We start from the raw sequence: 12,448 nt of genomic DNA on the forward strand, positions 1-12,448 counted from the left end.
GGCGAACATTGGACGAATGTCCGATCAGGCCGCCTTGCTGGCGTCGATGACGGCCTGCGCGAAGGCGGCCGGCGCTTCCTGAGGCAGGTTGTGGCCGATGCCGCCCTTCAGTTCGCGGTGCTCGTACTTTCCAGTGAAGCGCTTTGCATACGCGGCCGCCGGCGGATGCGGCGCGCCGTTCGCGTCGCCCTCCAGCGTGATGGTCGGCATGGCCACGCTTTGCACCGTTGCCAGCCTGGCCTCGAGCGCGTCATAACGCGCCTCGCCTTCGACGAGGCCAAGACGCCAGCGGTAGTTGTGGACGGTGATGGCGACGTGATCCGGGTTGTCGAAGGCCGGCGCCGAGCGCTCGAAAGTGGCGTCGTCGAAGCGCCATTCGGGCGAGGCCTGGCGCCAGATCAGGCGGGCGAAGTCGCGGTGGTTCTTCTCGTAGCCGGCGCGGCCGCGGTCGGTGGCCAGGTAGAACTGGTACCACCAGGCCAGCTCGTCGGCGGGCGCCAGCGGCTGTGGGCCGGCTTTCACATTGGTGACCAGATAGCCACTGACCGACACCAGGCCCTTCACGCGCTGCGGCCACAGGGCCGCCATCACGCAGGCGGTGCGGGCGCCCCAGTCGCAGCCAGCAACAACGGCTTGCGGGATGCCGAGGGCGTCGAGCAGCGCGATGGCGTCGGCGGCAATGGCGGTCTGCTGCGCATTGCGCGGCGTCGCGTCAGACAGAAAGCGCGTGCTGCCATAGCCGCGCAGATAGGGCACCAAGACGCGGTAGCCCTGCTCGGCCAGGCGCGGCGCGACCTCTTCATAGGTGTGAATGTCGTAAGGCCAGCCGTGCAGCAGCAGCACGGGCGGGCCGTTGCGCGGGCCGAGGTCGGCGTAGCCGATGCTGAGGACGCCGGCTTCGATCTGGCGCAGCTCGTCAAAACCGCGGGGCGCCGCGGCAAAGGCCGAAAGGGAAGAAGAGCCGGCAACAGCAGCAGCGGCGGTGAGGAAGGTACGGCGGTGGAGGTTCATGTCGGGGGGGGCTGCGGGGTGGCGAAATCGTTGGAAGCCATTATTCTTGACTGATCGTTCAAAAACAAGTTTAATTTGATCCATGGCAAGACCTTCCGAATTCGACAGAGACGAAGTCCTCCTGCGCGCGATGGAGGTGTTCTGGTGTCATGGCTATGAGGCCACCGGCATGCCGGCCCTCGTCGAGGCCATGGGCATAGGCCGTCAAAGCCTCTACAACGCCTTCGAGAGCAAGCGCGGCCTCTTCCTGGAGGCCCTCAAGGTCTACCAGAGCGAACGCGCCAAGTCGCTGCAGAAGGTGCTGGGCTCGGCCCCCTCGCCGCTGGCCGGCATCGAGACGCTGCTGACCTCCATCGCGACGTCGACCGGCGTGGCCCGCACGCGCGGCTGCCTGTCAGTCAACACGGCGACCGAGATCGGCGTCAGCGACGACGAGGTGGCCGACATCCTGCGCCGCGGCGCCCAGCAGTCCAAGGCCGACCTGGCCGCCGCTGTCGAAGCGGCCAAGGCCCAGGGCGAGCTGCCCGCCGCGCTGGACGCCCAGGCTGCCGCCGAGTTCGTGCTGACCGTCATGCGCGGCCTGCGCGTCAGCGCCAAGGCCGGCGCCGCCGTCAGCGAGACCCGCAATGTCGCCCGCATGGCTCTCGCAGCCCTGCGCCACGCCCCATCCGATTCCTGACCCCCCACAAGGAGCCCACGCCATGCGCACCATCGAGAAAATCGTCTACACCGCCCACACCCACACCGCCGGAGGCCGCGAAGGCTGGGGCAAGTCCAGCGACGACCAGCTGGACGTCAAGCTCAGTACGCCCGGCTCCAGCAAGCCCGGCACCAATCCCGAGCAGCTCTTCGGCATCGGCTACGCGGCCTGCTTCATGGGCGCGATGCGCCGCGCCGGCGTGCCGCTGGGCATCCGCGTGCCCGATGAGGTCAGCATCGACGCCGATGTGTCTCTCGGCACGACGGCCGACCAGGGCTTTGCGCTGGCGGTCAAGCTGACCATCAATCTGCCCGGCCTCGAAACCGAGCAGAAGAAGCAACTCGTCGACGGCGCCCATCAGATCTGCCCCTATTCGCATGCGACGCGAGGCAATATCGACGTGCGCTTCGAGATCCTCTAAGCGTTCAAGAGGAAGTCCACGAAGCACCTCACCCGCAGCGGCACATGCCGCTGGTGGGGGTACAGCAGGTTGAAGGGTCGCGAGCGGCCGCCCCAGGGTTTCAACAACTCGACGAGGCGGCCCTGGCCCAGCTCCTCCTCCACCGTGAAGCGATAGGCCTGGAAGAGGCCGGCGCCATGGCGCGCCAGCGTCACGCCGGCCAGCACGTCGTCTGAGCAGCTGGTGCTGCCGGTGGTCAGGCGCTCGACGTCCTGGCCGCCTTCGCGGAACAGCCAGGGAATGGTGCGGCCGCTGCTCGGCAGCTCGAACTGGATGCAGTCGTGCCGATCCAGATCCTCGAGTGAGCGGGGCTCGCCGCGGCGGCGCAGATAGTCCGGCGCGGCCACCAGCACCAGCTCGGCATCCTCAAGATGCCGCGCGATCAAGGTCGAGTCGGCCGGCGCACGCACACGCACGGCGAGGTCATAGCCCTCGGCCGCGAAATCGATGTTGCGGTTGCTGACGTGCACGTCCACGCGGATGTCGGGAAAGCGCTCGCGAAAGGCCGGCAGGCGCGGCAGCAGGCGGTGGTGGCCATAGGTGGTCGGCACGCTGATGCGCAGCAGGCCGGTGGGCGAGATCTGGCGGCCGCTGACCTCACGCTCGGCCTCCACCAGCTGGTTCAGCACCTGGCGGCATTGCTCGTAATAAGCCTGGCCGGCGTCGGTCAGGCGGATCTGGCGCGTCGTGCGCACGAACAGGCGCACCCCCAACCTCTCCTCCAGCCGCGCCACCGTGCGGCTGACGGCCGCCGGCGTAACGCCCGTCGCCGTGGCCGCGGCGGTGAAGCCGCCGAGCTCCGCCGCCGTGCAGAAGAGCTCCAGGCTGCCCAGCATCAGATCGTCGAATTGGCGGTTCATGACATCACATGATGTAAAGACTGAAGTGGTTGCGATCTTATTTATTGATCCGGTCGTCGCCAATAAATTGACTCCACCCGCAACACATCGGAGTCATCCATGAGCACTTCCTCCTCTCCCCGCACCGTCATCGTCACCGGCGCCTCCAGCGGCATCGGCCTCGCCATTGCCGCCGCCTTCCTGAAACTGGGCGACCGCGTGGTCGGCAATGCCCGCAACGCGGAGCGGCTGCAGCAGGCCGCAGCTGGCCTGGGCGCGCATGCCGACAACTTCCTCGCCGTCGCCGGCGACGTGGCCGATCCGGCCACTGGCGCCCGCCTCGTGCAGGCCGCCATCGACCGCTTCGGTCGCGTCGACGTCCTCGTCAACAACGCCGGCATCTTCAACGCCAAGCCCTTTGTCGACTACACGCCGGCGGAACTGGAGGCTCTGGTCGACACCAACCTCAAGGGCTTTGTCTATCCATCGCAGGCGGCAGCAAGGCACATGATCGAGCGCAGGGCTGGCCACATCATCAACATCACGGCGGCCATCGCGGCCCAGCCCATCCAGGGCGTGCCAGCGGTGCTGCCGGTGCTGATCAAGGGCGGCATCAACCAGGCCACACGCGCCCTGGCGCTCGAGCTGGCGCCGCACAACGTGCAGGTGGCCGCCGTCGCCCCCGGCATCGTCGACACGCCGATGTACACGGCCGACATGCATGGCTTCCTGAACACGCTGCAGCCGGCCGGCCGCATCGCGAGCGCGCAGGAGATTGCCGACGCCGTGCTCTATCTGGCCGGCGCGGCCTTCACGACCGGTGTCGTGCTGCCGGTGGACGGCGGCATGAGCTCGGGCAAGTGGTGAGGAGGCGGCCATGCCCTATGTCCGCATCGAAGTCACCCGCGAAGGCGTGACGCTGGCGCAGAAGCAGCAATTGATCGCCGAAGCGACCGAGATGATGGTCCGCGTGCTGAACAAGGACCCGGCCGCCACCTTCGTCGTCATCGACGAGATCGATACCGACAACTGGGGTGTTGCTGGCCGCACCGTCACCGAGCTCAGGCGAGAACAGGCGGCACAAATAAAAAGATGAGGGTGCTCGTCTCGGCCGACGAAGACCCTCATCGAACCACTAGCGGGCCACACCCGGACCGCTGGCGGAGACACACTGCATCAGAACTTCATCTGAGCGGTCAGCTGATAGGTACGGCCCGGATCCCAGTAGCTGCGCACGGCGAGCTCTTCCTGGATGTAGGACTTCTGCGTGGCCTTGTTCAGGTTGGCCACGTCAAAGTTGAGCGACACGCCCTGCTTCCAGCCCACCCAGTCGCCGATCTCGAGCCGGGTCGACAGGTCGGCCTGGAAGTAGGCCTTGTTGTACTTGAGCATGGTGCCCGCCGGGATGGAATCCGTGTTCTTCGACTCGAATGGAGTCCGGGCCTGGTAGCTGTTGCTCAGGCGGATGGAGCCGCGGCTGTTTTCGAAGTACAGGGTCAGGTTGGCCGTGTAGGGCGCAGCGCCAATCGGCACCTGGCCACTGGTGCCTGCGTCCTGCTTGGTGCGCGTGTAGTTGGCGTAGAAGCCGAAGCCGTTGATCGGTAGGAAGCGGTCCAGCGACTGCGCCCAGCTCAACTCCCAGCCCTTGAGCTTCAACACGTCGGGCGTGTTGACCGGCTGCGACAGCGGAATGTTGAACTTGTCGGGGCCGCCGGCCGCAGTCACCGCCAGGTCGATCGCGCTGCCCGCCGCGTACTGCAGCGAGTCGGCACCGAACTCCTGACGGATCTGCGTCAGCGTCATCTGGCGCACGACAGTGCGCGGGAAGTTCTTGATCTTCTTGTCGAAATAGGCCGCCGCGACATAGCTGCCCTTCTTGTCCGTGTACCACTCCCAGCCCAGGTCCAGGTTCTTGGACTCAAAGGGCTTGAGCCCCGGGTTGGTGGCGGTGGCGTTGGACAGGGCCACGTCGTTGGACGTCGCCCTCAGCGGCTGCAGCGCCTTGGGGTCGGCCCGGGTGATGGCCTTCGAAGCCGCCGCGCGGACGATCATGTCGTCAGCCAGGTTGTACGCCAGCGTGCCGCTGGGCAGGGTGTTGCTGTATGAAGTCGCGCCGGTCGTCTCCGTGACAAGGTTCGGGTACAGGCCACCATTGGTCAGGCCTGCATTGCGCGGATCGGCCACATTGCCGGTGTAGGCGCCGACGGTCTGCATCGTGTGCGTGCGGCGCAGGCCCGCGTCATAGCGCAGCAGGCGGCCGAGGACGTGCGTCTGGCCAGCCACCTCGATGTAGCTGCCGAAGACGTTTTCGGTGAAGTCCTGGGGAGAGGTTCCGCTGAGGGCGTTGCTGCCCGCAACCTGGACCATGTTGGCGGTGATGTTGTTGTAGCCGGTGGCCCCAGAAAAGCGGCTCCAGTCAATCACCACGAAGCCGTTGGGGCCGGGTACCAGGTACTTGGTGATGTCCGGCACGGCCGAGCCTTGATACGCCAGCGCCGGCCCCCCGGCCGTCGAGCCCTGGCCATAGCCCGGGTATTGCGTCGCCGGGTTGGCTGTCACCGGAGTGATCACGCAGCCATTCGGGTTGGTGGTGTTGGGCGCGTACATGCGGACGTTCAGGTTGCCGCCGCAGACGACGTTCTGCAGACGGCCGTCGTCGGTATACGGCGTGATCAGGCGGTGGTAGGTGTCATAGGCCATGCCGCCCTTGACAGTCAGGCTCTCGTCACCCCAGGCCAGGTTCCAGCGTGCACCCCTCGTCTGGATCGAGCGGTCTTCGCGGTTGATGCTGATCTGGGCGCCCGTCGCGTTGCCGTGGTGGTCCCAGGTGTAGAGGGCCGGATTGTTGGGGTCGAAGCCGTTGGGCGTGTAGACCGGGAATTTGCCGTTGGAGCCGATGTTCACCGTGAAGGGCTTGGCCGCGTCGGTCGGGACCAGGATCGTGGGCGCGAGGCGGCTGAATTTGCTGCTGGCCATATTGCCCTGAGCGTCCAGCGTCCACTTGTCGGAGATACGCCATTCGAAGCCCGGGTTCACGGACGTGAAGCTGCTCCTCTCGTCCATCCGGCGGTATTCGAGGAAGCCGGTGCCGTTGAGAAGGGTGCCTCCCGTCACGAAACAGTAGAACGAGCAGTCGCTGCGGTCATAGCTCATGGCCGAAGGGATGACGGCGCTGTTGCGAACGTTGATGTCGAAGTCGGCACGCTCCTGCCTGCTGGTCTTGCGGCCGGTCAGCAAATCAAGGTAGGCGTCGAAATCCGCGGTCGGGCGGAACTCGAAGCTCAGCAGGGCGTTGGCACGGTTGCGCTCACCCGCGAAGTTCACCGGGCGCGGCAGGCGCGGCATATAGCCGTTGTCGATCTGCTGGATCGTGGCATTGGGATTGAGCTGCTTCAGCAGGGCCATGTCGACGGCCTGGCCAGCCGCCAGCGTCGTCGAACCATAGGTGCCGGCGGCCGCGGCGGGCACTGTCGTCGGGATGCCCCAGGCACCGTTGGTGGTCGAGGAGCCCGCACCGGTCTGCAAAGGGTTGGTCAGACGGGGCGTGACCCAGTCCGTGCCGTCCTCGAAGCCGCGCGTGGTGATCTTGTTGCGGGCGAAGGAGACGCCGGCCAGCACGCCGAAGCTGTCGCCGAAGGTCGTGCTGAAGATCGCCGTGCCGCGCGTGCTGGGATCGGGCGCGGGGTCGTTCTTGGCCAGTTGCAGCTTCACGGTGCCGCGCGTGCCGGGCTTGTCGAACGGGCGGGCGTTGCGCATGTTCACGACGCCTGCGATGGCGCCTTCCAGCATCCCGGCCGTGGGGCTTTTGGACACGGTGATGCGCGAGAACAGGTCGCCCGGCATGAAGTCCAGGTCGACTTCGCGGTTGGCGTTGCCGGCACTGGTGAAGCTCGTGGAGGCCGACGCGACGGGGGCGCCGTTCATCAGGATGCGCGTGAAGTTGGAACCCAGGCCGCGCACCTGGATGTTCAAACCCTCACCCGTCACGTCGCGGTTGACCTGGACGCCGGGAATGCGCGAGATCGACTCGGCCAGGTTGTTGTCCGGGAACTTGCCGATGTCCTCGGCGTGGATCGAGTCCGACAGGCCGATGTTCTCGCGCTTGGCAAGCGCCGAGGCTGCCAACGAGCTGCGGATGCCGGTGACGACGACCGTCTCCAGTTGCTGGGAAGGCGCCGCTGGCGCCGTCTGCGCATAGGCCTGAGAAATCAGGCCGGCCAGCAGCGTGCTGCCCAGGGCCAGCGGTCCGCGGACGCGGCGGTTCGGCCGCGAATTCGTCTTGCTCATCTTGTCTCCTGTTGGTTTTATGACGGCCGTTCCATAAAAATGGTAGCGCGCACATTTTCAATTTACGTCCGCCCACCAGGGCCGTCAACCAAGGGTGTGTACTAATGCATTAGTGCGCCAAAAGCCTGAAGCCGCCCGCCAGAATCACCGAGAGCCCCAAGTTTTCGACAACGCCGACGACATGCCGGCCGCCCTGCCAGACAAGTCAAACCCGCGATGACAATGCCTCCTCCAAGGGCCCGCGAACGGCAGAGTTGCCCCTTCCTCCCGAGATGAACACCACGCTAGATCCCACCCGCCATGCGGCGCCCCAGGTCGTCGAGGCGCTGCGAGCCGCCATCATTTCCCTGGAGCTGGAACCCGGCAGTGCACTGGACCGCGGCGAACTCGCACAGCGCTTCGGCGTCAGCCAGACGCCCGTGCGCGACGCCCTGATGCGCCTCAGCGAGGAAGGCCTGGTCATCGTCCGGGCGCAGTCCACCACCCAGGTCAGCCGCATCGACGTGCCCGCCGCCCGCGAGGCCCATTTCCTGCGTCGCTCCATCGAGATCGAGATCGCCCGCCTGCTGGCCCTGTCGCATGACCCGGCCGTCATCGCCGCGCTGCGCAGCCAGTTGGCGCGCCAGGTGGATCTCGCCGTCAGCAAGGACTATCCCGCCTTCATCGCCGCCGACAAGGAATTCCACCGGCTGATGTACGTGGCCGCCGGCCTGCCACGGCTGTGGGCGGTGGTGACGCGCATGTCGGGTCACGTCGACCGGCTGCGCCTGCTCCACGTACCGGCCGAAGGCAAGGCGGAGTCCATCATGACCGGCCACCAGACCATCCTGGAAGCCATCGAGTCCGGCGATGCCGAAGCCGCCCAGCATGCCGTCCGCGACCATCTGACCGGCACCCTGGCTTCGGTGGACGAGATCCAGCAGCGCTATCCCGAGTACCTGATTCTTTAGGTAGCGCTCACAATATCGGCGCATGAATCCTGTCGCCGAGACCTTTCTCCCTGCCGATGCCGAGCGCGCCCTGCTGCTGGGCCGCATCTGGCGCCCCGAAACCGGTGGCCCCGCGCTGGTGGCCGTGCGCCGCGGCGAACTGGTCGACCTGTCTCACCACGCGTCGACGATGGCCGAGTTGCTGGACCACCCGGAGCTGCTGCACATCGCCCGCAGCGCGCCCGGCCAGGCGCTTGGCCCGGTCCAGGCCCTGCTGGACGAGATGCTGGCCGGCACAGGGCACCCTCGCCTGCTCGCCCCCTGCGACCTGCAGGCCGTCAAGGCCTGCGGCGTGACCTTCGCCGTCAGCCTGCTGGAGCGCGTCATCGAGGCCCAGGCCGGCGGCGATGCGGCGCGCGCCCACGCACTGCGCGAGCAGTTGCATGAAAGCATTGGCAGCGACCTGTCCACCATCCGGCCCGGCTCCGAAGCCGCGCAGCGCCTCAAGGCCGAGTTCGTCGCGCACGGCGCCTGGTCGCCCTATCTGGAAGTGGGCCTGGGCCCCGACGCCGAGGTCTTCACCAAGGCCCAGCCCATGTCGGCCGTCGGTTTTGGCGCGGCCGTCGGCCTGCACGCCGACTCGCAATGGAACAACCCCGAGCCCGAGGTCGTGCTGGCCGTCAACGGCCGCGCCGAGGTCGTCGGCGCCACGCTGGGCAATGACGTCAACCTGCGCGACATCGAGGGCCGCAGCGCCCTGCTGCTGGGCAAGGCCAAGGACAACAACGCCTCCTGCGCCATCGGGCCCTTCATCCGCCTCTTCGACGGCGAGCACTTCACGCTGGACACGGTGCGCCAGGCCGAGGTGAGCCTGCGCATCGAGGGCGCCGAAGACGGCTTCGTGCTCGGCGGGGTGAGCCGCATGCAGCAGATCAGCCGCGACCCGCTGGAGCTGGTCGGCCATGCCTGCGGGCCTCACCACCAATATCCCGACGGCTTCATGCTGTTTCTGGGCACCATGTTCTCGCCCATCCAGGACCGCGGCGCACCGGGCGCCGGCTTCACGCATCGCCTCGGCGACCGCGTGACCATCGCCAGCCCGGCCCTGGGCGCCCTGGTCAACACCGTGCAGCGCAGCGACGCCCTGCCGCCCTGGACCTATGGCGTCGGCGCGCTGATCAAGCATTTGCGGACCCGCGCGCCATGACGCGCCGCCTGCGCTCCCAGGACTGGTTCGACAACCCCGACCATGTCGACATGACGGCGCTCTACCTGGAGCGTTTCATGAACTACGGCCTGACGCCCCAGGAGCTGCGCTCGGGCCGGCCCATCATCGGCATCGCCCAGAGCGGCAGCGACCTGAGCCCCTGCAACCGCATCCATCTGGAGCTGGCTCGGCGCGTGCGCGACGGCATCCGCGACGCCGGCGGCATCGCCATGGAGTTCCCGCTGCATCCCATCTTCGAGAACTGCCGCCGCCCCACCGCCGCCCTGGACCGCAACCTGGCCTATCTCGGCCTCGTCGAGATCCTGCACGGCTACCCGCTGGACGCCGTTGTGCTGACGACGGGCTGCGACAAGACGACGCCGGCCCAGGTCATGGCCGCCAGCACCGTCGACATCCCGGCCATCGTGCTGTCGGGCGGGCCCATGCTGGACGGCTGGTTCGAAGGCCAGCTGGTCGGCTCGGGCGCCGCCATCTGGGCCAGCCGGCGCAGGTTGGCGGCGGGCGAGATCGATGAGGAGACTTTCATCCAGATCGCCGCCGCGTCGGCCCCATCGGCCGGCCACTGCAACACCATGGGCACGGCCTCGACGATGAATGCACTGGCTGAGGCCCTGGGCCTGTCGCTGACGGGCTGCTCGGCCATCCCCGCGCCCTATCGCGAGCGCGGCCAGATGGCCTACGAGACCGGCCGACGCATCGTCGAGATGGCGCGCGAGGACTTGCGGCCCTCGCAGATTCTCAGCCGCGATGCCTTCCTCGACGCCATCGTCGTCAACGCCGCCATCGGTGGCTCGACCAATGCCCAGCCGCATCTGACGGCCATGGCACGGCACGCCGGCATCGAATTGACGGCGGCCGACTGGACCGAGGTCGGCCAGCACGTGCCGCTGCTGCTGAACATGCAGCCCGCCGGCCAGTTCCTCGGTGAGCGCTTCCACCGCGCCGGCGGCGTGCCGGCCATCATGTGGGAGCTGCAGCAGGCCGGCCTGCTGCGCACGGCCCGCCCCACCGTGACCGGCCTCACCATGGCCGCCAACCTCAAGGACCGCGAGACACGTGACCGCGAAGTCATCTTCCCGGTCGGCGCGCCGCTGAAGCCCGACGCCGGCTTTGTCGTGCTGAGCGGCAATCTCTTCGACTTCGCCATCCTGAAGGCCAGCGTCATCTCGCCGGCCTTCCGCGAGCGCTATCTGAAGGACGGCGCCTTCGAGGCCCGGGCCATCGTCTTCGATGGCGCCGACGACTACCACGCCCGCATCAACGATCCGGCGCTGAATGTCGACGAAGCCTGCATCCTCGTCATGCGCGGCGCCGGTCCGGTGGGCTGGCCGGGCTCCGCCGAGGTCGTCAACATGCAGCCCCCGGACGCGTTGATCCGCCGCGGCATCACCAGCCTGCCCACGCTGGGCGACGGCCGCCAGTCAGGCACCTCGGACAGCCCCTCCATCGTGCACGCCTCGCCCGAAAGCGCCGTCGGCGGTGGCCTGGCCTGGCTGCGCACGGGCGACATCATCCGCTTCGACCTGAACGCCGGGCGCTGCGATGTGCTGCTCGGCGAGGAGGCGCTGTCACGCCGGCGCTCTGAAGGTCCGCCCAAGCCGCCAGCCAGCCAGACGCCCTGGCAGGAGATCTACCGCTCGACGGTGGGCCCGCTGTCGACCGGCGCCTGCCTGGAGCTCGCCCTGCCCTATCGCGGCGTGGTGGACACCCCGCCCAGGCATAACCACTAGTCTCATCGCCCTCTCAAGCGCACTCGTCGTCTTCCAGCCGGTTTCGTCGCATGCCACAGACGGGGGTCGCCGAGCTCCCTAGATTCCATGACCTCGAATGCAAGAGGTCTGCGCATGGACAACTGGGAACGCCGACGCCTGCTCGGCATGCTGGCCCTCGCGGCGGTGGTGCCGACGCGGGTGGCCGCGGCTGAAGCGGGCGAAGTTCTCGTCATCTCGACGCTGTATTCGCGGCACCGCCAGGTCCCGGCCTATGACCTGGCCGCGCTGAGACGGCTCATCGACGCCGTGAAGCCCGACGTGCTGGTGCTGGACGTGACGCCCACCGAGCTGCGCACGCGCAAGGTCTGGCCCGGCAAGGTCGAGTACACCGAGGTCATCTTTCCCTATCTCGATGCGAAAGGCCTCGTCGCCTATGGCTCGGAGCCGGATGAGGATCTGTTCAAGGAGCTCACCACGGCCGGCGGCGAGAGCTACCAGGCCTTCAAGGCCCAAAACCCCGCCGGTGCCAAGGCCCTGGATGCGCTGAAACAGTCCGCCTACCAGGCGCTGGCCTCGCGCTGGCAATCGGCCGCCGACGTGAACAGCGACAAGACCGACCGCCTGGTGGCCGCCCTGCGCGAGATCGAGGAGGGCCTGGTGGGCGGCAACGCGGGCCCGGTGCAGCAGCAGTGGGACCGGCACCACGCCCTGCGCCTCAGCGACGCGGTGAAGGCCCACCCGGGCCGGCGCGTGCTGATGCTGGTGGGCATGGAGAGCCGCTACCGGGTGCTGCAGGCGCTGCAACAGGGCGGCGACGTACGGCCCGTCGAGTCCGAAGCCTGGCTGCGGCGGGCGGGGTTGTGAGGCTCAGGCCCGGCAACTCGTTTCAATGCGGCCGAGCGCGCTCGGCCATCTCCGCCGGCAGCGGCATGAACTCGCGCACGTCCTGGGCGCAGCGGCAGGCCATGGCGATCCTGGCCGCCCAGTGATGGGCCTCCTCCCGGCTCGCCACCTCGACGATGCTGAAGCCGCCGATGAAATCCTTGCAGGCCCGGTTGGGGCCCTGGCTGATGCTGCCGTCCGTGGCCACCACCGTCGTCAGCGCCGGGTCCAGCAGGCCGCCGCCGAAGATGAACACGCCCTGGTCCAGGGCCTCCAGCACCACGGCGACCGCGGCCTTGCTGACGGCCGGGAAGTCCTCCTCGGGGATGTGGCTCATCGCGCCGTCGTTGAACGAGATCAGATATTGCGTCACTGCGGGTCTCCCAGGGTTCGGCAGGAA

At 67.7% G+C, this 12,448-nt stretch carries 12 protein-coding genes; 8 read left to right on the top strand and 4 right to left on the bottom strand.

The features are described from left to right. Positions 1-24 precede the first annotated feature (24 nt). Positions 25-1,011 carry an alpha/beta fold hydrolase gene (locus J2X20_RS10460; RefSeq protein ID WP_310264157.1) on the bottom strand — a complete coding sequence of 329 codons (987 nt, stop codon included), beginning with the start codon at positions 1,009-1,011 and terminating at the stop codon, positions 25-27. A gap of 82 nt (positions 1,012-1,093) precedes the next feature. On the opposite strand from J2X20_RS10460, the gene J2X20_RS10465 reads away from it, so the two are divergent. Continuing rightward, complete coding sequence (locus tag J2X20_RS10465) at positions 1,094-1,690, top strand: TetR/AcrR family transcriptional regulator (protein ID WP_310264160.1); 597 nt, start codon at positions 1,094-1,096, stop codon at positions 1,688-1,690. Between the two features lie 22 nt (positions 1,691-1,712). Continuing rightward, positions 1,713-2,132, top strand: coding sequence for an organic hydroperoxide resistance protein (locus tag J2X20_RS10470; protein ID WP_310264162.1), 420 nt, complete (start codon positions 1,713-1,715; stop codon positions 2,130-2,132). On the opposite strand, the gene J2X20_RS10475 is transcribed toward J2X20_RS10470, so the two are convergent. Beyond that, positions 2,129-3,031 carry a LysR family transcriptional regulator gene (locus J2X20_RS10475; protein WP_310264166.1) on the bottom strand — a complete coding sequence of 301 codons (903 nt, stop codon included), beginning with the start codon at positions 3,029-3,031 and terminating at the stop codon, positions 2,129-2,131. The two genes, J2X20_RS10470 and J2X20_RS10475, sit on opposite strands and share 4 nt — an antisense overlap. 99 nt (positions 3,032-3,130) lie before the next feature. On the opposite strand from J2X20_RS10475, the gene J2X20_RS10480 reads away from it, so the two are divergent. Together J2X20_RS10480 and J2X20_RS10485 are read left to right on the top strand one after the other, a co-directional pair. Next, positions 3,131-3,877 (top strand): SDR family NAD(P)-dependent oxidoreductase, encoded by a 747-nt coding sequence (locus J2X20_RS10480; RefSeq protein ID WP_310264168.1) that lies wholly within the window; start codon positions 3,131-3,133, stop codon positions 3,875-3,877. A gap of 10 nt (positions 3,878-3,887) precedes the next feature. Beyond that, positions 3,888-4,106: a tautomerase family protein gene (locus J2X20_RS10485; protein ID WP_310264169.1), complete on the top strand. Its 219-nt coding sequence runs from the start codon at positions 3,888-3,890 to the stop codon at positions 4,104-4,106. An 80-nt stretch (positions 4,107-4,186) separates the two neighbouring features. Here J2X20_RS10485 and J2X20_RS10490 read toward each other — a convergent pair whose 3' ends face one another. Further along, the gene (locus J2X20_RS10490; RefSeq protein ID WP_310264171.1) at positions 4,187-7,297 is read right to left on the bottom strand and encodes a TonB-dependent receptor; all 3,111 of its coding nucleotides are present in this window, start codon (positions 7,295-7,297) and stop codon (positions 4,187-4,189) included. Positions 7,298-7,569: 272 nt separating this feature from the next. On the opposite strand from J2X20_RS10490, the gene J2X20_RS10495 reads away from it, so the two are divergent. From J2X20_RS10495 to J2X20_RS10510, 4 genes are all read left to right on the top strand, one after another. Beyond that, positions 7,570-8,247: a GntR family transcriptional regulator gene (locus J2X20_RS10495; protein WP_310264173.1), complete on the top strand. Its 678-nt coding sequence runs from the start codon at positions 7,570-7,572 to the stop codon at positions 8,245-8,247. Between the two features lie 22 nt (positions 8,248-8,269). Further along, on the top strand, positions 8,270-9,433 hold the full coding sequence (locus J2X20_RS10500) for a fumarylacetoacetate hydrolase family protein (RefSeq protein WP_310264174.1): 1,164 nt from the start codon (positions 8,270-8,272) through the stop codon (positions 9,431-9,433). Next, positions 9,430-11,184 carry an IlvD/Edd family dehydratase gene (locus J2X20_RS10505; RefSeq protein ID WP_310264176.1) on the top strand — a complete coding sequence of 585 codons (1,755 nt, stop codon included), beginning with the start codon at positions 9,430-9,432 and terminating at the stop codon, positions 11,182-11,184. The genes J2X20_RS10500 and J2X20_RS10505 overlap by 4 nt, the downstream gene beginning before the upstream one ends. A gap of 114 nt (positions 11,185-11,298) precedes the next feature. Then, a complete protein-coding gene (locus J2X20_RS10510) occupies positions 11,299-12,030 on the top strand; it encodes a type 1 periplasmic-binding domain-containing protein (protein WP_310264178.1) in 732 nt (243 codons plus the stop codon). Between the two features lie 22 nt (positions 12,031-12,052). Here J2X20_RS10510 and J2X20_RS10515 read toward each other — a convergent pair whose 3' ends face one another. Beyond that, positions 12,053-12,421 (bottom strand): YciI family protein, encoded by a 369-nt coding sequence (locus J2X20_RS10515; RefSeq protein WP_310264180.1) that lies wholly within the window; start codon positions 12,419-12,421, stop codon positions 12,053-12,055. Between the last annotated feature and the right edge of the window lie 27 nt (positions 12,422-12,448).

The sequence above is a fragment of the Roseateles saccharophilus genome (assembly GCF_031458095.1).
Lineage (GTDB): Bacteria > Pseudomonadota > Gammaproteobacteria > Burkholderiales > Burkholderiaceae_C > Pelomonas > Pelomonas saccharophila_A.